The organism is Paraburkholderia flagellata (assembly GCF_021390645.1).
In the GTDB taxonomy this organism is placed as follows: domain Bacteria; phylum Pseudomonadota; class Gammaproteobacteria; order Burkholderiales; family Burkholderiaceae; genus Paraburkholderia; species Paraburkholderia flagellata.
In genome coordinates this window covers 163,611-186,262 of record NZ_JAJEJT010000003.1, presented here as the reverse complement: position 1 = coordinate 186,262, position 22,652 = coordinate 163,611, and the positions used below count along the sequence as shown (strand labels likewise).

Sequence of the window (22,652 nt, the reverse complement as noted above, 5' to 3'; positions counted from 1 at the left end):
CTCAGCGGCCCTGCGCCTTGCGCGTGAAGTGAGAGCGCAGCCAGTCGCGCACGATGGCCCACATAAACGCAATGCCGTTCAGTTCGGCGGCTTGCGCAGGCGGCGTCCCCGCCGTCCTGGCGATCGGCGCCGGTGCCGCCTCGTCGGCTGTGGTGGCCGTGCCGTCCGCGTTGACGTTGGCGCCAGGCGCATCGGACACGCCTTGCGGCGGCGCCATGGCACTCAGCCTGGCTGAGAAGTTCGCGACAAACTGCTTGAGCAACTGCTCGGACACCGGCCCCATGAGCCGCCCGCCCAGCGCGGCGGCCTTGCCGCTCATCGTCACCTCGCTCTTGCCGGTCAGCGTGCAGGTCTCGCCCGTGGGCTGCACACTGGCCGTGAGATCCATCGTCGCCGCCGAGCTGCCGGTCGAGTCCGTTCCTTTGCCGAGCAGATGCAGGCTGCGCGCCTCGGCGTCGAGCGCGAGCACTTCGATGTCGCCCTTGAACGACATCGTCGCCGGCCCGAGCCGCACCGTGATGGTTCCTTTGTAGTGCGTATCGTCGACGCGCTCGGTGATCTTCGCGCCCGGCATGCAACCGGCCACCGCCTCGATGTCCTGCATCAGCGCCCAGGCGCGGTCCGCGCCCGCGTCGAGCGGAAATGCCTTGTCGAGTACGACTTTCATTCCGGACTCCTCATTCTCGTGCGCTTCGACTCAGGCGGGCCGCGTCAAGCCAAGCTCGCGGCATTGCTGCCACACGCGGTACGCGTTGTGCGGCATGTTCATGTGGGTCACGCCGAGATGCGCGAAGGCATCGACCACGGCCGACGTGAAGCACGGAATCGAGCCCACGTGCGGCGATTCGGCCACGCCCTTCGCACCGATCGGGTGATGCGGGGAAGGCGTCACCGTGAAGTCCGTTTCCCAATGCGGCGTTTCCACGGCCGTCGGCACGAAGTAGTCGAGCAGCGTCGCGCCGAGCAAGTTGCCCGCCTCGTCATACGGCATTTCCTGACCAAGCGCCACCGCGAAGCCTTCGGTCAGGCCGCCATGAATCTGCCCCTCGATGATCATCGGATTGATCCGCGTGCCGCAATCGTCGAGCGCGTAAAAGCGGCGCACGCGGATCTCGCCGGTATAGCGGTTGATGTCGAGCACGCACACGTAGGCGCCGAACGGAAACGTGAAATTCGGCGGATCGTAATAGTCGACGGCCTCGAGGCCCATCTCTAGCCCCTCGGGAACATTGTTATAGGCGGCCCACGCCACCTCCTTCACGGTCTTGAACTGGTCGGGCGAGCCCTTCAGCACGAAGCGGTCCAGATCGAACTCGACGTCGTCCGCGCTCGCTTCGAGCAGATGGGCCGCGATCCGGCGCGCCTTCTCGCGAATCTTGCGCGAGGCGCGCGCCACCGCAGCGCCCGCAACGGGCGTCGAACGCGAGCCATAGGTGCCGAGCCCGTATGGCGCAGTGGCCGTATCGCCCTCTTCCACCGTGATTTTCGAGGCCGGAATGCCCGCCTCGGACGCAATGATCTGCGCGTAGGTGGTCTGGTGCCCCTGGCCCTGCGTGATCGTGCCCATGCGCGCGATGGCCGAGCCGTCCGGATGCACGCGGATCTCGCATGAATCGAACATGCCCACGCCGAGGATGTCGCACATTTTCGACGGCCCGGCCCCGACGATCTCCGTGAAGTTCACGAGGCCGATGCCCATGAGCCACTCCGCATCCGGGTCGGCGCGGCGTTGCGCCTGCTCCTTGCGCAGCGCGTCGTAGTCGACGGCGGCCAGCACCTTTTTCAGCCCCGTTTCGTAGTCGCCCGAATCATAGTCGAGGCCAAGCGGCGTGGTGTACGGAAACTGCTCCTTCGCGATGAAATTGCGCAAGCGTATCTCGGCCTTGTCGATGCCGAGTTTTTGCGCAAGCACATCCACCATGCGCTCGATCAGGTAGACGGCCTCGGTCACGCGGAACGAGCAGCGGTAGGCGACGCCGCCCGGAAACTTGTTCGTGTACACGCCATCGACGCTGACGAACGCATTGGGAATCGCATACGAGCCCGTGCAGACATGGAACATGCCGGCGGGCCACTTGGTCGGATCGGCGCAAGCGTCGAACGCGCCGTGGTCGGCAACGACGTTCACGCGCAGCGCCTTGATGCGGCCGTCCTTGTCGGCAGCCAGTTCTCCGGTCATGTGATAGTCGCGCGCAAATGCGGTGCTGGAGAGGTTCTCGCTGCGCGACTCGATCCACTTGACCGGACGCCCGAGCACGATCGACGCCACGATAGACGTCACGTACCCCGGATACACGCCGACCTTGTTCCCGAAGCCGCCGCCGATGTCGGGCGAAATGATGCGGATATTCGATTCCGGAATCGACGACAGCAGCCCGACCACGGTGCGCACCACATGGGGCGCCTGCGAAGTGATGTAGACCGTGAGATCGCCGCGCACCTTGTCGAACGACGCGACGCAGCCGCAGGTTTCGAGCGGACACGGATGCACGCGCGGATACACGATGTCCTGCTTGACCGTGACCTCCGCGTTCTCGAACATGCGGTCCGTCTTGTCGCGGTCGCCCATCGTCCACGTGAAAATATGATTAGGATGCCTGCGCGCCCCGTGCGCACCGGTGTCCTTGTCGCGGATGTCCTCGCGAATCACGGGCGCGTCGGGCTCCAGCGCCTTCATGGGATCGACTAGCGCGGGCAGTTCCTCGTATTCCACCTCGACGAGTTCCGCCGCATCGGCGGCGACGTAGCGGTCGTCGGCCACGACGAACGCGACTTCCTGATTCTGGAAGCAGACCTTTTCGTCGGCGAGCACCGCCTGCACGTCGCCCGCGAGCGTCGGCATCCAGTGGAGCTTAAGTGGCTTGAGGTCATCCGCCGTGAGCACGGCGTGCACACCCGGATGCGCGAGCGCCCGCGACTTGTCGATGCGCTTCACGCGCGCATGAGCGTAGGGACTGCGCACCATCACGCCGAACAACATGCCCGGCATCTTGATGTCGTCCACGTAACTGCCCTTGCCCTGGATGAAGCGCGGGTCCTCGCGGCGCTTGCGCGAGCAGCCCATGCCTTCGAGCGCGGCAAGACGGTCGAGATTGGCGTCGAGATTGCCCATGTGGTGTCTCCCGGCGCTCAGTGCGCTTGTACCGCGCCCGCTTCGATGAGCGGATGCGAGGTTTCGACCGCTTCGCCGCGCAGCTTGCGCGCCGCGTACTGCACGGCCTTCACGATGTTCTGATAGCCCGTGCAGCGGCACAGGTTCCCCGCCATCCAGTAGCGGATTTCCGCTTCCGTGGGATCGGGATTCTCCTGAAGCAAGCGGTACGCGCGCATCAGCATGCCCGGCGTGCAGAAGCCGCATTGCAGCCCGTGCTCCTGCATGAAGCCTTCCTGGAGCGCATGCAACGTGCCGCCTTCGGCGAGCCCTTCGACCGTGCGGACCTGCGCGCCCTGCGCCTGCACCGTCAGCAGCGTGCATGACTTCACGGACATGCCGTTGAAATCGACCGTGCAGGCGCCGCAATGCGACGTCTCGCAACCGATATGCGGCCCCGTGTGCTGGCACTTTTCGCGCAGCGTGTGAATCAGCAGTTCGCGCGGTTCGACGACGACGTCGACCTCGCTGCCGTTGAGGCTGAACGACACGATGGTTTTGCTGGCCATTTCGCGCTCTCCGTCGGTCAGGGGCGTGCCGGGTTTGTGGCCCGTTCGTATGCGGTATTGAGCGCCCTGCGGGTCATCTCGCCCGCCATCGCGCGCTTGTAGTCGGCGTCGCCGCGCAGATCCGCCACCGGATCGCACGCCGCCATCGCGAGCCGTGCCGCTTCGTCCAGCGCGCGTGCGTCGAACGGCTTGCCGATGAGCGCCTGCTCGGCGCCCACCGCGCGAATCACCGTGTCGCCGACATTCGTCAGAGCAATGCGCGCGTGCTCGACATTGCCGCCGCCAAGGCGCAACGTGACGGCCGCCGCCGCGGTCGCGAAGTCGCCGGTCTTGCGCTTGAGCTTCGCATAGCAATAGCCGGTGCCGGGCGGCGGCACGGGAATGCGGATGCCAGTCATGATCTCGCCCGGCTCGAGCAGCGTCGCGTAGGTGCCAATGAAGAAGCCGTCCGCGCTCACCACGCGCTCGCCCGCCGCGCCTTGCAGCACGAACGACGCATCGAGCGCGATCATCAACGCGGGATGGTCATTGCCAGGATCGCCGTGCGAAAGATCGCCGCCGAGCGTGCCGCGATAGCGAACCTGCGGGTCGGCAATCTGTCGCGCGCCCTCGACGATGAGCGGGCAGCGCGTTTGCAGCAGCGTGGACCAGATCAGCTCGTTCTCGGTCGTCATCGCGCCGATCCAGAGCGTGCCGTTTTCCTCGCGGATGCCCTTGAGTTCGGCCAGCCGGCCGAGGTCGATCAGATGATCGGGCTGCGCGAAGCGCAGCTTCATCATCGGCAGCAGGCTATGCCCGCCCGCAAGGAGCTTCGCGGCATCGCCGTGCGTGCCGAGCAGCGCGAACGCCTCGGACAAGGTTTGTGGCGCGTGATATTCGAATGGGCGGGGAATCACAGTAGTCTCCTGTCGATCCAGAGTTGGCGCTTTAGCTCCTTACTCTGGTCCCATGCAGCTAGCTGCGGTTGGCATCGTCCTGAAGTTCAGGATTTCACAATGCAACGCAGCAATTCAATGCGTTTTCGCGAATGGCGTCCTGGCTGCGCCGGGCGCCGGAAAACTTGCGCGAAAGGGGGAAAGGACATAAAACGGAGGCAGCGTCCCGCCGCCGCAGACGCCGCGCACAAAGCCTGGGCCGCATCGGGGAGAACCCTGGATGAAACCGTTCGAGCACGCCATGCCGACCACCGACGCACGCCGCGCCGAGACTTTTCAGCATCGACTGGAGCAGTTCAATCCGGGCGTAGTGTGGCTCGACGCGCAGGGGCGCGTCAGCGCGTTCAACGACGTCGCGCTGCAGATTCTCGGACCCGCCGGCGAGCAGTCGCTGGGCGTTGCCCAGGACAAGCTGTTCGGCATCGACGTCGTGCAGCTGCACCCGGCAAAAAGCCGCGACAAGCTGCGCTTTCTGCTGCAGTCGCGCGACGCCGGCGGCTGCCCCGTGAAGTCGCCGCCGCCGGTCGCGATGATGATCAACATTCCCGACCGCATTCTCATGCTCAAGGTGTCACGCATGTCGGACATGAACGGCACGTGCGGCACCTGCATGATCTTTTACGACCTCACCGACCTCACGACCGAGCCGTCCTCCGAGTCGCTTGCCGGCGCGCCTACGCCGCCCCGGCGGCTCTACAAGATTCCGGTGTACCGCAAGAACCGCGTGATCCTGATCGACCTGAAGGACATCGTGCGTTTTCAGGGCGACGGCCACTACACGACGATCGTCACGAAGGACGATCGCTACCTCTCCAACCTGTCACTCGCCGACCTCGAACTGCGACTCGACAGCAACACATTTGTGCGCGTGCATCGCAGCCACATCGTCAACCTGCCGTACGCCGTCGAACTCGTCAAAGCCGACGACAGCGTGAACCTCGTGATGGACGACGGCGAGCGCAGCGTCGTGCCGGTGAGCCGCTCACGCGCCGCACAACTCAAGGAGTGGCTTGGCGTGGTTTGAAGGCAGGCGCTGATCGTCTCACGTCAGCCGACCGGGCTCGTTCGTCCTAGAATGAAGATCAGGGGGCGATATGAAGCGCGAACTGGTCACGGGGCTACTGTGCGGCGCACTACTTGCCGGTTGCGTGACATCCGGTGTCGAGGTGAGGCCAGAACAGATGGCGAACTTCACGCACGGCGTGACAACACTGCAAGACGTGATAACCGCGCTCGGTCCGGCGTCGGTCGAGACCGCGCTGGACGACGGCTCGACGCTGCTTGTCTACACCTACGTGACATCGCGTCCGCATCCGGAAAGCTATATCCCGTTCATCGGCGCGCTGGTCGCCGGTTCCGACACGCACTCGTCTGCGGCCGTATTCCTGTTCGATTCGCACGGCCTCCTCAAGAGTGCGAACAACACGAGCTCGAACGTCGGCACGGGCATGACCAGCGCCCATACCGCGCAGCCCAAGGCGCCCGCGCCAGTCTCCGAGGCGCCCGTTGTGATCAAAAGCGTCCCGCCACCCGCCGTTCAGAACGTCGAGCCGACGCCGGGAGAAGACGTCGAGCCCGCGTCGCAAATGCCCCGCGAACTTCAACCAGAAATAACTATTCAGCCGGCTCCCGTCGAATAGCCATCGCCCTTCGTGCAGGAACGCGCATCTGATCGTGCGTGTACGTGCGCTACAGCACACTCGGTGAATCGTAGCGGGAATACGCTAGGAGTCCAAAATTAGAAGCAGCGAACGCCGCAGCAGTCCCTCAGCGGAGGACGAAATGTCGAACTTGCCCTGGCTTTCGGAATACCCCGCTGGCGTCGCCGCTGACATCGACCTCGATGACTACCCCTCGATGGCAGCCCTCCTGGAACAGGCCGTCGCACGCTTTGGCAACCGGGTCGCCTTTCATCAGTTCGGCGTGGATCTCACCTATCGTCAGTTGGATGAGTACTCGGCACGCCTCGCCGCCTACTTCCAGAAAGACCTTGGGCTGAAACCCGGGGACCGCATCGCGCTAATGTTGCCGAACTCCCTGCAACACCCTATCGCGATGTTTGCCGCGCTCCGGGCCGGGCTCACCGTGGTCAACGTCAACCCGCTCTACACCGCGCCGGAACTGGCGAATTTGATCAAGGATTCCGGTGCACGCGCGATCGTGGTCATGGAGGTTTGCGCGGCCACGCTCCAGCACGCGCTCGTTCGTGTCGCCATTGAGCACGTGATCGTCGCGCGTGTGGCGGAGATGCAAAACTTCCCGAAATCCATCCTTGTCGACTACGTCGTCCGGAAAAAGAGAAAGCTCGTCCCCGACTGGACAATTGCCGGTGCGATCTCCTTCAAGACCGCCATGACCGCCCGCCCGGCGGCGGACTTCACCCCCACGGCGCTGAACCGCGAGACAAGGGCATATCTGCAATACACCGGCGGCACGACCGGCGAGCCGAAAGGGGCCGTGCTCACGCATGGCAACGTGCTCGCGGACGTGCTGATATTCGCCGCGTGGGTCAAGCCGGTGTTTCGGGAAAGCGGGGAAATCACGCTCGTCGCATTGCCCCTGTACCACGTCGCTGCACTCGTGTGCCAATGCCTCGTCTCGTTTCATCTGGGAACCCGCTGCATTCTGGTGATGAACCCACGTGACATTCCCGCCCTCGTGAAGGACTTTGCAACGCATCGCCCAACCATCTTTGGCGGCCTCAACACGCTATTCACGGCGCTGATGAACAACGAGTCTTTCGGCGCGCTCGACTTCTCGTCGTTGCGCAGCACGTTCGCGGGAGGTACCGCGACCCAGCCAGCCGTTGCCGAGCGCTGGCAGAAACTCACTGGCAGCCCGGTGGTGGAAGCCTACGGGCTTTCGGAAGCCGCCGGCGCGGTGACGGCCAATCCCGTCACGCAGACTGCCTTCGAAGGCACGATCGGCGTGCCGCTGCCGTCCATGCGCATTGAAATCCGCGACGAGAGCGGCGCGGCCGTGCGCGCCGGCATGCCTGGCGAAATCTGCGTCGCAGGGCCCGTCGTCATGCAAGGCTACTTCAACCGGCCTGAGGAAACGGCCCATGCGATCGGCACCGATGGATTCTTCTCGACCGGCGATATCGGGATCATGGACGAGCGCGGTGTCATCAGGATTGTCGATCGCAAGCGGGACATGATTCTGGTCTCAGGTTTCAACGTCTACCCAAACGAGGTGGAGGGCGTGCTCTTCCGCCATCCCGGCATTCTGGAGGTCGCAGTTGTGGGTATCGCGGATTCACAATCCGGCGAGACGCCTGTCGCCTTTGTGGTGAAAAAGGAACCGCGGCTCACCGAGTCGGAAGTGATCGAGTTTGCGCGGACTAGCCTCACCGCTTACAAAGTGCCGAAGCAAGTGGTCTTCGTGAACGATCTGCCGAAAACGCCGGTTGGAAAAGTGCTGCGGCGACAGTTGCGAGACAGGCTGAGCGCATAGCGCGGCGCAGCTATTCAGCGGTGGCATAATCGCGGGTAACGGGGCAGTCATGCCCCCTTGACCTCCGCGACAAGAACCGCGTGCTCCAGTCCAATGGATCAAGCTGACGAATTCATCGTGCGCACCATGTCGGCCGACGAGGTGGCCATGTCGGTCGAATGGGCCGCTGCAGAGGGATGGAATCCCGGCCTGCATGACCCGCGCTGCTTCAGGGAAGCGGACCCAAACGGTTTCTTCGTCGGCGCTTGGCGCGGCGAGCCGGTCGCATGCATTTCCGCCGTCGCCTATGACGACAGCTTTGGCTTCATCGGGCTCTATATCGTGAAACCCGGATTTCGCAATAGAGGCTTCGGCATGCGAACCTGGCAGCATGGCATGCGTTACCTGGGAGACCGCAACATCGGTCTCGATGGCGTCGTTGCCCAGCAGGCGAACTACAGGAAGTCCGGGTTCCGCCTCGCGTACCGAAACATCCGCTATCAGGGACGTGTGAGCGGCATCGGTTGCGCGCATGTGGCGGCGGCAGCCGACGTACCGTTCGATCAGTTGATGGCCTACGATCGCACCTGTTTTCCGGCGCAGCGCGAGCGCTTCCTGCGCGCCTGGATCGCGCAACCGGATGCCGTTGCGCTCGCAACGATCGACGCGGGCCGGGTCGCCGGATACGGTGTCGTGCGCCGCTGCGAGGCGGGCTGCAAGATCGGCCCGCTCTTCGCCGATGATGCGGATGTCGCCACTGGCCTCTTTCGCGCGCTGGCGGCACGCATGTCAGGCGAAGTCATCGTGCTCGACGTGCCGGAGACGAATCCTGCGGCCGTCGCGCTGGCGCAGCGGCACGGCATGACGAGCGTCTTCGAAACCGCGCGGATGTACACGAAAGACGCGCCCGCGATTGCGATTGATCGCGTATTTGGGGTGACGTCGTTCGAACTGGGGTGAGGTTTCTAAAACTCGAGCCGCCGTACGTAGCCCGTGAGTTCGAGATAGCCGCGTCCGACCGGTTTTGCAGCAGGCGCTCCCGTGCTTGCTCCCGCCTCGAAGGCCGTCACCGCGCCCTCCCAATACACCGCGCCAGTGGTCGCGCGGCTGTCGAACTCCTGATCGTCCATGAGCGGTGCCAGCGTCAGATGCAGGTCCTGCGCATCGACGCGCATCGCTACCGGATACTCCGCGCCGGTATGGGGCGAGCGCCATCGGCGCAGCGGCGTGAAGCTGATGCTTTCGGGCGATAGCGCATGCGTGCTGCCATCGGCGGCGCGCAGCGTGCCGCCCGCCCAGAATTTGCGGCCCGCCTTGTCGCGGATCTGCAAGGCCATCAGCGCGCCGCCGTCATCGAAATTGATGCCGATCCAATCCCAGCCAACGGCCTCGTCAGCAAGCGGCGCCGACGACCACTCGTGGTCGAGCCACGCCTGCCCGCGCACGTGCTCCGCATTGCCGCGCGAATGACCGCCGCGCACGAGCACGCCGTCGACTTGCAGCCACGGCTGGCTGTAGTAGTAGCTGGCCTCGTCCGGCAGCGGACCTTTGCGGTTATACCCGCCTGCACCGTTGATGAGCACCGGCTGTGTCGGCGCCAACGTGAAGGCAAACGCGAAGCCGGGCGTGGCCACGTTCAGGCGGTAGCGGCCTTGAGCGTTGCGCTCGAGCGACCAGTCGTCGATGTGGACTGCCGTGTCCGTCTCACTCGCTTCGGCCAGGCCGAAACCGCGGCGCGCGACGCGCTGGTCGTGCTGCAGGCTGGCCGCGCGCGGATCGCTCAGCGCCACGTTGGCGAACAGCAGTTGATTCGGCGCGAAGCGGCTCGGGTTCGCGTCGTCGAGCGCGGGGCGCGAGCGGAAGAATGTCGCTTCGAAGCCCAGCGATTCACCGGCATCCGTTTGGAGCCAGCCCGTCACGTACCACCATTCGTTGCGATAGCTCGAATGCGCGCCATAGTCGCGCGGGAACACGAGCGGCTGTCCGCCCGTGACCGCTGGGTATTGCGGCATGCCTGCCCACGCAGCGTTCTGCGTCAGCGCGGCTAGCGGCCATACGAGGAACGTGCGCCGTCTCATCGCGTCACCAGTCGTCGCGTACGGCGCGCACCGCATCCACCGACATCGCCGCGCGCGAACTCAGGAGCGCCGTGAGCGCGGCGGCAACGACGACCGCCGCCGCCAGCGCGGCCAGCAATCCCCACGGCATGTGCACGCTCATCGTCCAGTGAAACGACTGCGGGTTGACGACATGCACAAGCACCATCGCGAGGCCGAAGCCCAGCGTCAGCCCGGCGAGCACGCCGAGCAGCGCCACGAGCGCGCCTTCCATCGCGAGCATGACGGCGATCTGGCGACGCGTCACGCCGATGTGCCGCAGCATGCCGAACTCGCGCGTGCGGGCAAGCGCCTGCGAGCCGAAGCTCGCGCCGACGCCGAACAGTCCGATGATCACCGCCACCGCTTCCAGCAGATACGTCACGGCGAAACTGCGATCGAAGATCCGCAGGCTCGCCGCGCGGATCTCGCCAGGCTGCGCGAACTCCAGACGCTGCCCGCCGCGCACGCTCTCGCGCAAGCGCGCGATCGCCTGCGCCGGCGCCACGCCCGAGGCGAGCCACAAAGCGGCATCGGTTACGCGTGTGTCGCCAGTCAGGCGGCGATAGTCGCTCGTGTCGATCACGATGGCGCCGAACTGGCGTGCGTAGTCGCGCCAAATGCCGGCCACTGTAAACGGCAGGCGCTGTCCCGCCAGCGGCAACGTGATGCGCTGGCCCGGGCGCATTCCATACAGATCTGCGGCCGCCTCGCTGATCCACACCGGCGGCGGGTCGCTGGGCTGCGGCACAAGCGGCGCCGTCGTCAGCGGCAGACGCGCGGCCGGATTGCGCGCATCGATGGGCCGCGCGAGCAGGCTGACGGGCGGCAGGCGTGCGTCGAGCGAGATTTGCGTCGCGCGAAGAAACTCCGCGCGCGCAACGCCGGGCATGGCCGCGATGGCCACCTGATCGCCTGGCGACAGGAATGCGCTGTCGCCGCCGGGCGCTGCGCGCAGATAGAGCGGCGCGGGCAGCAGCAATTGCAGCCAGTCGTCGACCGCGACGCGAAAGCTCGACACCATGATCGCCATTGCCGTCATCAGGCTGAAGCTCGTGACGATGCCCGCGAGGCCGATCGTCGCGCGGCCGGGCGCATTGGCAAGCTGCGCCAGCACGAGTTGCGGCAAGACGTGATTCGAGCGTGGCAGCACGGCGAATACCGCGCGTGCGACGGCCGGCATCGCGAGCACACCGCCCAGCAGCATCAGTGCAATGGCGAGATAGCCGAACACCGGCAAGCCGGCCACGGGCGGCAAAAACGCCGCGACGAGCCCGGCGCCGATCGCGAGCAGGGCCGCCGTGACGGTGCGCTTCGTACGCAACCGTGCAGCCGGCGCTTCCTCGTCGCCCGCCTTCAGCGCCCGCGCGGGCCGCGCCCTCGCCGCTTCGAGCGCCGGCGCGAGACTGCCGAGCACCGACGCGGCCACCCCCAGCGCAAAAAATATCGCCGCGGGCAGCGCATCGAAATGCACGCGCGGCTGAACGCCTTCGAAATAGCCGCCGCCCAGATCGCCGCCCGCATAACGGAGCACGGCGGCAGCCAGCGCGAAGCCAATGGCGAGACCCGCGGCGGCGCCGAGCACCCCGAGGATCGCGCCCTCCGAGACGACGAGCCACAGCACGCCCCGCTGCGTCACGCCGATCGCGCGCAGCAGCGCAAACTGCGCGCGGCGGCGCAGCACGGCGAGCGCCTGCATCGTGAAGACGAGGAACGCCCCCGTGAACAGCGCGACGAGCGCGAGCACGTTGAGATTCGCGCGATAGGCACGCGAGAGCATCGACGTGCGGCGCGCGTTGTCGCGCGGCGTGACGGCGGCGACGCCCGCAGGCAAGAGCGGCACGACTGACTGCGCGAACGCTTCGGCGTCGACGCCCGGCTTGAGCTTGATGTCGATGCGCGCGAGCGTGCCGAGCCGCTGCAAGCGCCATTGCGCGGCGCCGATGTCCATCACGCCGACGCGCACCGCATCGCCAGATGCCGGCAACACGCCCGCGACGCGCAGCGCGACTTGAGCGAGCCCGACTTGTACCGTGAGCGTGTCGCCGGGCTTGAGCGCAAGCCAGGTCAGCGCGGCCGGTGAGAGAAACACAGTGTCGGGGTCGAGCAGATCGAGGGTGCCAGCCTTTGTGCCATCAGCGTGCCTCGTGCGATTCACGCGTCCGACGAGATTCGGCGTGACGTACCCTGCGCGAAACACATCGACGCCCAGCAGCTTCAACGACTCGTCGCGTCCCGCCACGCGTGCGTCGACCTCGACCACCGGGCTCGCCGCCTCGACCTCGGGCAAACGGGCAATACGCGGATACAGCCCCTCATCGAAGCCCGCGCGCGGCCCGCGCAGTTCGATATCGGCGTTGCCCATCAGTGAGTTGACGGTGGCCGACAATTCGCTGAGTGCCGCGCGATTGATCAACTGCACGGCGTAGCCCATCGCGACGCCCGCCGCGATTGCGAGAATGCCGATCAGCGTGCGCAGCGGATGCGCGCGCATTTCGCCGCCGATGAGCGCCGCGCCGACTCCGCCAGCGGGCATGCGATTACCCGGGCAACGCGACGCGCGCGCTGCATCGGAGTCGCGCGACTCATGCACGGCGCCGGGCCAGCGCATCGCCTACGCGCCGCCTGCGCCCGGTGCGTACGGCTCGAGCCCGTCGGGCGTGAGCCGCAGCACGCGGTCGGCGGCAGCCGCGACGGCGGCCGAGTGCGTCGCGAGCAGCACGCCCGCGCCGTTCTTTTGCGCCAGATCGCGCAGCAGCGCGAGGATGCGCATCGCCGTGTCGTGATCGAGATTGCCGGTGGGCTCGTCGGCCAGCACGAGACGCGGCTGATGCACGAGCGCACGCGCGATCGCCACGCGCTGCAATTCGCCACCCGACAGTTCGCGCGGCAACGCGTGCTCGCGCCCGCCGAGCCCGACCGCCTGCAGTACCAACGACACGCGCGCCGGCGCGTCTTTCGCGCGCAAGCCGTTCAGGAGCAGCGGTAGCGCAACGTTTTGCGCCGCCGAGAGGTTCGGCAGCACATGGAACGCCTGGAACACGAAGCCCATTTTCTGGCGGCGCTGCAGGGTGGCAGCGTCGTCGTCGAGCGCGGTGAGATCGTTTCCGTCGAAGACGATGTGCCCCGCATCCGGCCGGTCGAGTCCGGCCGCGAGATTGAGCAGCGTCGATTTGCCCGCGCCCGATTCGCCCATGATCGCGACACACTCGCCTGAGCCCAGTTCGAGATTCACGCCGCGCAGCACGTTGCGCGGCGTGGTGCCGTCGTAGTGCTTCGACACATTGGCGAGCGTCAGCATATCGAGCCAGATAGCGCGCCTATTCGGCGAGCCCCATGCCGTGCTGCGGCGAGGTCGTGGTCGAGCCCGGGCGGCGCAGCATCTTGTCGACCTCGCCCGCATGCAGCTCCTCGACCTGGATCATCTGGCGCGCGTATTCTTCGAGCGCAACCGAGCGGTCTGCCACGAGCGAGAGCAGTTCGCGGTAAAGACCGAGCGCGATCTGTTCCGCTTCGAGCGATTCGCGCAGGATCGACCCGATATCGAACGTGTGAGAGTCGAGCAACGGACCGATTTCGAGCGATGGATACGCGCCGAGCGTCGTGATCCATTCGCCGGCCTGCTGCGCATGCAAGAGCGATTCGTCCGCCTGCTGCCGCAGCCAGGAGACGATCGGAATGCGCCCGAAGCCGAACACCAGGAACGAATAGTGCGTGTACCGCACCACGCCCGCCAGCTCGGATTCGAGAATCCTGTTCAGCACTGCGACGACCGGCTCCTTTTCGATCTCAGTCATGTTGCCTCCCATGCAAGGCAAGTAAGCGGTGGGAATGGTTCATCACTCCTCCTTCTCGCAGAAATCGTGCGGAAAACGTGTGCAAACGCGCCAACGGGTTCGATTGTTGCACTTATCGCGGCTCGGTGCTGCGTTCGGCGCTGCAATCGACAAGACGTGCCTCGAGCAGACGCGCGAGCGCGAGGCCCCCTTCGCGCATGATCGAATCGTGATTCCAGCGGAATACCAGCCGCGCGAGCGGCGCGAACGCAACCGCGCTCATCCACGCACTGGCCGTCCTGACGTGCCAGTCGTATCGCACCGTCGTGCGGCTGCCGTCGGCTGCGAAATGCCAGCGCCCCACGCCTTCCAGCGTGCCGCTGGCCTCGCCTTCCAGCGCCACGAGCGGTGTGACGCGCGTCACGCGAACGTCGATGATCACGCGATAAGGCAGCACACCCTTCCACGTGTAACGATGCACGGCGCCTAGACCGTCTGTCTCGCCCGCCTGCAACTCGCGCACCGCTTCGACATTCTTCCACCACCTCGGCCAGTTCATCGAATCGTGGATCGCGTCCCACACCGGCTGCAGCGGCGCCTCGATGCACCACGAGGTAGTCAGACGGAACTCCGCCATCGTTCGCTTCCTCCTTGTTTGCGTTACGGCCAGGTGTGCATTGCGTGGCGCGAAGCCGTGCTCCAGAATGACCCATCTTGCACGTTCGAGTATAGGAGGCGGCGATGACGCTCCCAGACCGCGATTTCGTGGCCGTCGCGCAGGCCCGCTTCGATGCGCTCGCAAACTATCAGGTCACGCTGAAATCGACCTCGGCGGGAGCGGAAACGGTCGAGGTACTTTATGGCTATCGCAAGCCGGGTTTCGTTCGGATGGACTTCATTCGGCCGCATGCTGGCGCGACACTCACCTTCAGCCCTGAATCGGGGAAGGTCAAGCTTTGGCCATTCGGTATCGACAGGTTTCCGAGGCTCACGCTGAGCCCCGACAATCACATGATCCAGAGCCCGCAGGGCCATCGCGTCGACGAGTCCGATGTCGGCGCACTGCTCGTCAATGTCCGTGAGCTTCAACAGCATGGCGACACGCAGGTCGCCGGTGCTGAGACGATCGGCGCGCGCGAGACGGCGCATGTGATCGTGACGTGCCGGCCTGGACAACTTGCGGCCAGCGTGTTCCGTTATGAGTTGTGGTTCGACTTGAGCCATGGGCTGCCCATCAAGGTCGTGAGCGAAGGCGAGTCGCGCGAGCCGATCGAAACGGTGCTGATGGAGAACCTGCGCATCGACGTGCCCGATTCGCAGCTCAGGCCGTTTGCCTGAACGCGCAAGCAATGAATGGCACTGGCGATATCACTTAATCCTCAGTTTAATCGACGCGTAAACATGACATCCTAGAATGCCTCAACCGCTTAGGATGCCAAATAACCAGCCAGCCCAAGCGTGTACGACGATCAAGCTATCGTCGGCAAACATACGTCTCCCCCCGAATCGTTGCTAACGCAGTTAAAAGCGGATCCGTCGACGGAATCGACCGCGAGCACCCCGCTCGCACAGTCATCTCCGTCACCTGGATCGAAGGGACATGGCATGTTCAGAAACCTTATTGATTTCGCGAGACAGGTGCGGCGCAGCGAAGACTTGAAGAACGCGCTCAATACACCAGCCCGTCTTTCCCTGCATGCCAGACAACACTTCAACCGTGGCCACTTCGTCATAGAGATCCGCGCAAGTTCGGGCTTCTTTTCCGTCATGCAGATCGTCTTGTGCATCCTTCTGCACTGCGATGAGAAGCGTCTGAGGCCCGTCATTTCGGCGCGTGGCGGGAGTTATGGCGACCCGCAAGGCAAAATCGACTGGCTATCCGAATGCTTTGAAAACCTCGCGCCGTCGGCCGTGCCAGAGGCTACCCGCTCTGGTTTGCGAACGTCGATCGTGCGCGATCTCGGCGATCTTGGCTTTCGCCGCTACGAAGCCGGTCTCGGGCTTGCGCGCGCGAGTACGCTGTTCCTGTCGAACTTCCGGCCAAGCGAATCGATCCGCGAGGAAGTCGAGCGCATCAGCGAGCGGCTCGATATCGGTGCTTCGACGCTGGGCGTTCATTTTCGCGGCACGGATAAAAAGTTCGAGGCCCATCCGGTCGACTGGCGTGCGTTTTGCCAAATGGTCGAGAAAACACTTGCGGACGATCGCCATCTCACCAACATCTTCGTCTCGAGCGATGAGCAGGCTTTTCTCGACTTCTTCCTGAAGTGGGGCTTCGGTGTGCCCGTCAACGTCGCGCCTGCCACGCTGCTCGCGAGCGGTGAGAAGCCCGTGCACTTCAGCGGACATCCCGGACTCGCCATCGGCCGCGAAGCGCTGGTCGCGAGCCTGCTGCTCGCCAATTGCGGGCATTTGATCAAGACGCCCTCCTATCTCTCGGCGTGGTCCAAGATCTTCAATCCGTCGCTGCGGGTGAGGCTCGTCGTGCCGCCGCGCGAAAGCGCATTCTGGTTTCCCGATAGCCAGATCTGGACCGAGCAGCACGAGCGTGACAACGACCTCGTCAATCCGGAAATCGAAATCGCGCCTTTCGACTCGCCTTTCGGGGGAACCGGGACGACAGCAAACGCAGGGGCCCTGCCCCGATCCTTCGATCTCTGAAAGCGCGTCATTGAAGCAAGGAGCGCCGGGCCGCCGGGCTTCGTCGAGCGTCACAGCACTGGCAGCACAACGCTTGCTCCAGTCACGCGAACTACGAAATCGCGCCGACGCAAAGACGGAAACGCGCGCTCACGCTGCGCCTGTCGCGACCCGCGCCTTCAGCGCTTCGATGACCGCGCGCACCTTGCCCGACGGATAGCTCGTCGGCGCAAACACGGCCTGCACGTTCGAAGGCACGCCGGACCACTCGGGCAGCAACCGCACGAGGGCGCCAGACGCCACATCGGCCCGGGTCGAGAAATCGGTCAGCCCTGCAAAGCCGCCTCCCGCGAGGACCGCGGCGCGTGCAGAGGTGGCCGTGTTCACGCTCAACGCGTTCACGCAGCGCACGCGGCGCACGGCTTTGTCGTGGGCGACGCGGCCCGCAGCGAGCCGCCCGGCGTCGCGCGTCAACTCGAGCGTCGACGGATGCCGCAGCACCGTCATTGCGATATGCGGCAAGGACGCCAGTGCCTTCAGCGACTTCGGCATGCCGTGCCGCGCGACGAACGCGGGGCTCGCGACCAGCCACCGCACATAGCTGCCGAGTTTCACCGAGCGGTAGTTCGAGTCCGGCAGATTGCCCAACCGCACGGCCAGATCGATGCCCTCGCCGATCAGATCGACGTAGTGATCGGCACAGACCAGTTCGATTTCCAGCTCCGGATAGGCGCCGCGCAGATCGACGAGCGCGGGCGCGACGACCTGTGCGCCGTAATCGACAGGCGCGCTCACCCGCAGCGCACCGCGCGCGGGCGAAGCCTCGCCTGACGCCGCCGATAGCGCCTCTTCCGTCATCTGCAGAATGCGGCAGCTGGCGTCGTAAAACGCGCGCCCCGCGTCGGTTACGGACAGACGCCGCGTGGTGCGCGCGATCAGGCTCGCGCCGATCTCGCGTTCGAGCCGCTGCATATGCGCGCTGACCATGGTCTTGGCAATGCCGAGCCGCTCGGCCGCCGCTGTCAGCGATCCCGCTTCGACCACGGCAACGAACACCGCTAGCCGGTTCAGATTCACGTCGCGCACGTCGGTCATCGGCGATTGTCCACTTTAGGTAGAAAATGATTACAAGCTTAGCAGTCTTCTCGCGCGTGCAGCCATTGCTTACTCTGAGCGCTCCTTGCCGCTTCTTCCCGCGGCACTTTTGTAATGGAGAATGCCGATGCCCGCTGTCCGTCCCGCCACGCCGATCCGCCTGTACACCACGCTGCTTTCCGGTCACGGGCACCGCGTGCGGCTGTTCCTGTCCATGCTTGACCTGCCGTTCGAGATCGTGCCGGTGGACCTCGCCGCAGGCGAACACCGCCAGAACGCGTATCTGAAGCTCAATCCGTTCGGGCAGGTGCCGACCATCGTCGATGGCGATACGGTGCTGTTCGATTCGAACGCGATTCTCGTCTATCTGGCGAAGCGTTACGGCGATCCGCCGTGGTTGCCGGACGACGCGCTGGGCGCGGCAGCCGTGCAACGCTGGCTGTCGCTCGCCGCCGGCCCGATTGCGTTCGGGCCGTGTGCCGCACGCCTCGTGCACGTATTCAAGCGCGATCTCGATCTGGCGCGCGCGCAGGAAATCGCGAGGACGCTGCTGCCGCTGCTCGATGCCGAACTCGCGCACAAGCCATTCGCCGCAGGCAATCACGTGACGATCGCCGATATCGCCGCGCATACCTACATCGCGCATGCACCGGAAGGCGGCGTGTCGCTCGATCCGTACCCGCATCTGCGCGCGTGGCTCGAGCGCGTCGCCGCGTTGCCGGGCTTCGTGCCGATGCCATCGACGAAAGCCGGGCTGCTCGCCGCCTGAACGGCACGAGCGCGTCGCCACCTTGAGGCCGCCATGAACGCTCTCCCCGAACCGAATCCCTACCACGCGATCGGCCCATTTCACGATGGCGAACGTGAGGCGCAATCACGTGCGGGCGTCGCCGACGTCGCGCTCACAAACGGCTCGCGCGGTATTCGCGACTACATGCCGGACCAGCATCGCGCGTTCTTCGCGATGCTGCCGTTCATGGTGTTCGGCGGCGTCGATGCAAGCGGTCAGCCGTGGGCGACGCTGCGCGCGAACACGGCAGGCTTCGTATCGACGCCGGACAGCCGCACGCTGCGCATCGACGGCGGCGCGTTGCCGGGCGATCCGCTCGCAGGAAGCTGGGTGCCGGGCGCCCGTATTGGCGGGCTCGGCATCCAGCCGCACACGCGGCGGCGCAACCGCGTGAATGGCGTGATCGAAGCGGTCGAGGGCGACGTGGTTACGCTCGCGGTCAAGCAAAGCTTCGGCAATTGCCCGAAGTACATCAACGGACGTGAGCCGACGTTCGCCAGCAATGTCCCGGCGAACGCCTCGGTCGAACGTGCTGATTCGTTATCGGAGGAAGACCGCGCCCTGATTGCCCGCGCCGACGCATTTTTTATCGCAAGCGCCAATCTCGGTGACGCAGTCGCAGCGGGACGCGGCGTGGATGTCTCGCATCGCGGCGGCGTGCCCGGCTTCGTGCGGATAGACAACGAGCGCACGCTGACTGCGCCCGACTTCACCGGCAACAATTTTTTCAACACAATCGGCAACCTGCTGCGCGATCCGCGCGCGGGACTGCTGTTCGTCGATTTTGCGCGCGGTGATCTGCTCTATCTCGCCGTGCGCGCCGAAGTGATCTGGGACGGCCCGGAGATCGCGCAATTCCCGATGGCGCAGCGGCTCGTGCGGTTTCATCTGCACGAGGCGCGGCGCGTGCGAGGCGCGCTGCCGCTGCGCTGGACGGCGGTCGAGTATGCGCCGCAGTTCGAGCAGGTTTTAAGTGAAAACTCGCCCGCGGCTGCACCGAAAAAAGCCGACGCCTCCACATGGCGCACGTTGCGCGTGGCCGATATGCGCGACGAATCTCCAACGATCCGCTCATTCTCTTTCGAACCCGTGGACGATCAGCCACTCGCGCCGTTCGAAGCCGGGCAGTACCTGCCGCTGCGTGTCGCCACGCCTGATTCCGACAAGCCACTCATGCGCACATATACGCTTTCTGCGGCGCACGATGCCGCGCATCCTGCGCGCTATCGGATCAGCGTGAAGCGCGACGGCGCGGTGTCGCGCTGGCTGCATGAACGCGCACGCATCGGCTCGCAGATCGACACGCTGGCGCCACGCGGGTCGTTCAAGCTCGACGCACGCAGCCCGCGCGCGATCGTGCTCGCGGCGGCAGGCATCGGCATCACGCCGATGCTGGCCATGCTCGACGCGGCGCTCGCACTCGAACCGCAGCGCCATATCCACGTGTTTCATGGAACGCGCGGTGAACATGAAAGACCGTTCGCCGCTGTACTGCGCGAGATCGAACGCGCGCATCCGAACGTGTCGGTGCATCTGTACGATAGCGCCGCGCAGCACGATTCGCCCGCTGGCGACCGGCTCGCGGGCCGCGTGAACATCGATGCGTTGCGCCGCTTCTTGCCGTTCGACGATTACGACTTCTATCTGTGTGGCCCTGAAGCGTTCATGCGCGATCTCTACGACGGGCTGCGCGCGCTGAATATCGCCGACGAGCGCATTCGGTTCGAGGCGTTCGGTCCGTCGAGTTTGAAGCGTGCGTCGTCTGACCAGGCCGCCGTAACGAGTGAAGCGTCAGCAGGCAGACCGGTGACATTTGCCCGCACAGGGAAAACGGTGAACTGGGCGCCGCAGCAGGGCTCGCTGCTCGATACCGCCGAGCGCTGCGGCGCGAACGCGGCGTCCAACTGCCGCTCCGGCATGTGCGGGACCTGCGCCGCGCGCGTGCTCGAGGGTAGCGTGGAATACGACGAAGCGCCGGAATTCGACGTCGAGCCGGGCTACGCGCTGGTTTGCGTCGGGCATCCGGCGGCGGATGGTGTGACGCTGGATCTTTAGCTGCCATAGAAGACGGCCCACTCATGCGTGCAGCCGCGCCATAAATATGAGTGGTCCGTCTTCTTTTCTGTTCCCGATCCTTGCCGGCTCGATGAACAAGCCCGTGCTCGCAAATCGCCTGCGCTCGACGAGCCACAATGAGATCGGAGCGATATATTGGATTTTAATTTTTATATTTATTCACGGTTACCCTCGCCGACAGCAGGTACGGTTGACGCTCGAATGAAAAGCCCCACCGAAGCGGGGTGTGCGATGCGAGGTATCCCGCTTACTTGATAGCTTTGCTATTTGGCGTCACTCTCGGATCGTCGCAAAGGCGCTCGCACCCGCCGTCACATATGGGAACGAGACTGACTGAAATCTGATCGAGCGTGACATTCCCCTTATCATCGACATCGGGTGCTTTGATGATTCTCGTATCAACCCAAATGTTGGATTCCTTCACGCCAAGCTGAACCAGATAGCTTTTAAGCGCTGCCGCTCTCTCGGATGCTATAACCTTTGGGTTTCGTTCTTTAACATACCCCCCCGCGTAGACAATACCTCGAATTTCAACGTCAGACCACTGCTTCGCGGCGAATATCATGTCCGCAATTTTGAGTCGATCTGAATTCTGAATCTCCGTCGAGTTGAGCGGTAAGCTACTCGTCATATCCTCTGAAATCGTACATGCGCTTGCACTGCGAGCATTCGCGATAGTAAACAATGCAAAAAGGATATAAGCCAAACTTGAAATAAATTTCATTCGCAACATAGAATTTCCCCTAGTCATTAAAGCCAACATAGCACGCCAAGCTATCCGCATTCTTTATTGCCTTATCGGGATTGTCCTGCGCCCAAAACGGGAGTCCAACGGTTACGCCGTACATTTCATCATTAGAATTGAACACGTCTGTAAAGTGGGTGCATTCGTGAATGAGCGTTAGCACCTGGCACCCGTGCCATAGTTGGGAGCGCGGAGAAGTGCAAAAATGCGGGTATATCGCAATGATGCGCTTCGCCGTATCGGGTTTGCAGACTGCCGCGTCGGTAGCGCCGTTGTCGGGAAATATCGTACAGGTTATGTTTCGTTGCTTCTGTTGATCCCAGCGAATGACGTTTTCCGGTTTTAACTCTTTCATGACTTGAAGAAGGCGCGGCAGCCCGACTTGCAGTATGCTGCGAGTCGTATCGTCCGAACGTCCTAACCACTTCTTCGTGCGTGCTCGTTCGCTCGCATCCCATCGGGTCAAGGCTGATATACGTGCTTGTATTAGGCCGACCGCCTCCTCTCGCGATTTGACGATCGATTCGCGAAATTCCTTGTTACTCATGTTTGAGCAAATCGGAGTCGTGTTAATTACAACGTCAACACAAGAGTTAGGGTTGGTATTGGTGCACGCAGTATCGTGAACTGTTTGCCACTCCGTGGTGTCTGCCATGCTAATTACGTCTCCAGTTGAAGTTGTAGCCCGGATGACCCTTGCGTGATAATTCGCTCCGTTTGACCTGCTGAGTTCGTCGCACCAGAAAGCACTTGTCCGTCATTGGTAACGATGCGATATCGGACATTTGCGACCGGCTGTCCGTCGCCACCCATGAGCCTGTATTGCTGGTCGTAAGCAAGGGCTTTTGGTGGCGGCACGGTCGCGGCTTCGCCCTTACTTTCTGAATAGAATGCGTTGGACGAACCCGCCGCAAGGACGCGATTCTTGCCACATGGACACATGACCCAATCGAGATCCTTCACCATCGGATACCCGTCATCCATCCAGTCGCCCGCGGTTCCGCAGATCGGCCATCCACCTTTGCAATTGCCACAAGTGGCGTGATTCTCCTTTCGCGCGTACATCTTCCCAGCTTCGTTGTACTGGTTACTGCGACCAATCACTTCGCCACCCGTAGTGGTGCGGTCTCCGTCTGCAACAAGTCGATCAAGCATACTTGCCCCCTGTTCGATGGAAGTTGCACGCAGGGCACCGTATCTTCGCGCCGATGAACGGGATTGGCGTGCCGTGGTGTGCGAAGCTATCGATGCCTGCGAGTTTGACACCGCCCGCTTTTTCACCCAACTTCAGCAACGCTCGTCGCATTCCGCACCCCACTCGTTATGCATTTGCTGTTCCGGCATTTTCCATACCTCCACGAAGACAACCGGTGCGACATTGCAACCGGTGAAATCTCATCCTCG

The 22,652-nt window shown here is 64.0% G+C and carries 21 protein-coding genes; 8 read left to right on the top strand and 13 right to left on the bottom strand.

Annotated elements, in window-relative coordinates; translation table 11 throughout:
- Nucleotide 1: 1 nt before the first annotated feature.
- From L0U83_RS24515 to L0U83_RS24500, 4 genes are read right to left on the bottom strand one after another with little or no spacing between them, the layout of a single operon-like run.
- Nucleotides 2-667 (bottom strand): SRPBCC family protein, encoded by a 666-nt coding sequence (locus tag L0U83_RS24515; protein ID WP_233886779.1) that lies wholly within the window; start codon nucleotides 665-667, stop codon nucleotides 2-4.
- 30 nt (nucleotides 668-697) lie between these two features.
- Nucleotides 698-3,112, bottom strand: coding sequence for an aerobic carbon-monoxide dehydrogenase large subunit (locus L0U83_RS24510; protein WP_233886778.1), 2,415 nt, complete (start codon nucleotides 3,110-3,112; stop codon nucleotides 698-700).
- 17 nt (nucleotides 3,113-3,129) lie between these two features.
- The gene (locus tag L0U83_RS24505) at nucleotides 3,130-3,660 is read right to left on the bottom strand and encodes a (2Fe-2S)-binding protein (protein WP_233886777.1); all 531 of its coding nucleotides are present in this window, start codon (nucleotides 3,658-3,660) and stop codon (nucleotides 3,130-3,132) included.
- A 17-nt stretch (nucleotides 3,661-3,677) separates the two neighbouring features.
- Nucleotides 3,678-4,556 carry an FAD binding domain-containing protein gene (locus L0U83_RS24500; protein ID WP_233886776.1) on the bottom strand — a complete coding sequence of 293 codons (879 nt, stop codon included), beginning with the start codon at nucleotides 4,554-4,556 and terminating at the stop codon, nucleotides 3,678-3,680.
- A gap of 259 nt (nucleotides 4,557-4,815) precedes the next feature.
- On the opposite strand from L0U83_RS24500, the gene L0U83_RS24495 reads away from it, so the two are divergent.
- From L0U83_RS24495 to L0U83_RS24480, 4 genes are all read left to right on the top strand, one after another.
- A complete protein-coding gene (locus L0U83_RS24495; protein WP_233886775.1) occupies nucleotides 4,816-5,619 on the top strand; it encodes a PAS domain-containing transcriptional regulator in 804 nt (267 codons plus the stop codon).
- Between the two features lie 70 nt (nucleotides 5,620-5,689).
- A complete protein-coding gene (locus L0U83_RS24490; protein WP_233886774.1) occupies nucleotides 5,690-6,235 on the top strand; it encodes a hypothetical protein in 546 nt (181 codons plus the stop codon).
- Nucleotides 6,236-6,377: 142 nt separating this feature from the next.
- Nucleotides 6,378-8,051: an AMP-binding protein gene (locus L0U83_RS24485; RefSeq protein WP_233886773.1), complete on the top strand. Its 1,674-nt coding sequence runs from the start codon at nucleotides 6,378-6,380 to the stop codon at nucleotides 8,049-8,051.
- A 93-nt stretch (nucleotides 8,052-8,144) separates the two neighbouring features.
- Entirely contained in the window at nucleotides 8,145-8,990 is an 846-nt protein-coding gene (locus L0U83_RS24480; RefSeq protein WP_233886772.1) for a GNAT family N-acetyltransferase, read from the top strand.
- Between the two features lie 5 nt (nucleotides 8,991-8,995).
- On the opposite strand, the gene L0U83_RS24475 is transcribed toward L0U83_RS24480, so the two are convergent.
- From L0U83_RS24475 to L0U83_RS24455, 5 genes are all read right to left on the bottom strand, one after another.
- The gene (locus tag L0U83_RS24475; protein ID WP_233886771.1) at nucleotides 8,996-10,108 is read right to left on the bottom strand and encodes a lipocalin-like domain-containing protein; all 1,113 of its coding nucleotides are present in this window, start codon (nucleotides 10,106-10,108) and stop codon (nucleotides 8,996-8,998) included.
- A 4-nt stretch (nucleotides 10,109-10,112) separates the two neighbouring features.
- On the bottom strand, nucleotides 10,113-12,662 hold the full coding sequence (locus L0U83_RS24470; protein ID WP_233886770.1) for an FtsX-like permease family protein: 2,550 nt from the start codon (nucleotides 12,660-12,662) through the stop codon (nucleotides 10,113-10,115).
- Between the two features lie 78 nt (nucleotides 12,663-12,740).
- Complete coding sequence (locus tag L0U83_RS24465) at nucleotides 12,741-13,427, bottom strand: ABC transporter ATP-binding protein (RefSeq protein ID WP_233886769.1); 687 nt, start codon at nucleotides 13,425-13,427, stop codon at nucleotides 12,741-12,743.
- A gap of 19 nt (nucleotides 13,428-13,446) precedes the next feature.
- Entirely contained in the window at nucleotides 13,447-13,923 is a 477-nt protein-coding gene (locus L0U83_RS24460) for a ferritin-like domain-containing protein (RefSeq protein WP_233886768.1), read from the bottom strand.
- Between the two features lie 112 nt (nucleotides 13,924-14,035).
- Nucleotides 14,036-14,539 (bottom strand): SRPBCC family protein, encoded by a 504-nt coding sequence (locus L0U83_RS24455; RefSeq protein WP_233886767.1) that lies wholly within the window; start codon nucleotides 14,537-14,539, stop codon nucleotides 14,036-14,038.
- Nucleotides 14,540-14,643: 104 nt separating this feature from the next.
- Between L0U83_RS24455 and L0U83_RS24450 the strand changes: the two genes are divergently transcribed.
- Both L0U83_RS24450 and L0U83_RS24445 read left to right on the top strand, forming a co-directional pair.
- The gene (locus tag L0U83_RS24450; protein WP_233886766.1) at nucleotides 14,644-15,240 is read left to right on the top strand and encodes a DUF1571 domain-containing protein; all 597 of its coding nucleotides are present in this window, start codon (nucleotides 14,644-14,646) and stop codon (nucleotides 15,238-15,240) included.
- 267 nt (nucleotides 15,241-15,507) lie between these two features.
- Nucleotides 15,508-16,563 (top strand): O-fucosyltransferase family protein, encoded by a 1,056-nt coding sequence (locus L0U83_RS24445; protein WP_233886765.1) that lies wholly within the window; start codon nucleotides 15,508-15,510, stop codon nucleotides 16,561-16,563.
- Between the two features lie 129 nt (nucleotides 16,564-16,692).
- Here the strand turns inward: L0U83_RS24445 and L0U83_RS24440 are convergent, their stop codons facing one another.
- Complete coding sequence (locus L0U83_RS24440; protein WP_233886764.1) at nucleotides 16,693-17,637, bottom strand: LysR family transcriptional regulator; 945 nt, start codon at nucleotides 17,635-17,637, stop codon at nucleotides 16,693-16,695.
- Between the two features lie 127 nt (nucleotides 17,638-17,764).
- On the opposite strand from L0U83_RS24440, the gene L0U83_RS24435 reads away from it, so the two are divergent.
- Both L0U83_RS24435 and L0U83_RS24430 read left to right on the top strand, forming a co-directional pair.
- Nucleotides 17,765-18,406 (top strand): glutathione S-transferase family protein, encoded by a 642-nt coding sequence (locus L0U83_RS24435; RefSeq protein ID WP_233886763.1) that lies wholly within the window; start codon nucleotides 17,765-17,767, stop codon nucleotides 18,404-18,406.
- 33 nt (nucleotides 18,407-18,439) lie between these two features.
- Nucleotides 18,440-20,482, top strand: coding sequence for a 2Fe-2S iron-sulfur cluster-binding protein (locus tag L0U83_RS24430; protein ID WP_233886762.1), 2,043 nt, complete (start codon nucleotides 18,440-18,442; stop codon nucleotides 20,480-20,482).
- A gap of 268 nt (nucleotides 20,483-20,750) precedes the next feature.
- On the opposite strand, the gene L0U83_RS24425 is transcribed toward L0U83_RS24430, so the two are convergent.
- Genes L0U83_RS24425 through L0U83_RS24415 form a run of 3 tightly spaced genes read right to left on the bottom strand, consistent with a single transcriptional unit; the run spans nucleotide 20,751 to nucleotide 22,403 of the window.
- A complete protein-coding gene (locus L0U83_RS24425; RefSeq protein WP_233886761.1) occupies nucleotides 20,751-21,236 on the bottom strand; it encodes an OmpA family protein in 486 nt (161 codons plus the stop codon).
- Nucleotides 21,237-21,246: 10 nt separating this feature from the next.
- Nucleotides 21,247-21,903 carry a M35 family metalloendopeptidase gene (locus tag L0U83_RS24420; protein ID WP_233886760.1) on the bottom strand — a complete coding sequence of 219 codons (657 nt, stop codon included), beginning with the start codon at nucleotides 21,901-21,903 and terminating at the stop codon, nucleotides 21,247-21,249.
- Nucleotides 21,904-21,908: 5 nt separating this feature from the next.
- Nucleotides 21,909-22,403 carry a PAAR domain-containing protein gene (locus L0U83_RS24415; protein ID WP_233886759.1) on the bottom strand — a complete coding sequence of 165 codons (495 nt, stop codon included), beginning with the start codon at nucleotides 22,401-22,403 and terminating at the stop codon, nucleotides 21,909-21,911.
- Nucleotides 22,404-22,652 lie beyond the last annotated feature (249 nt).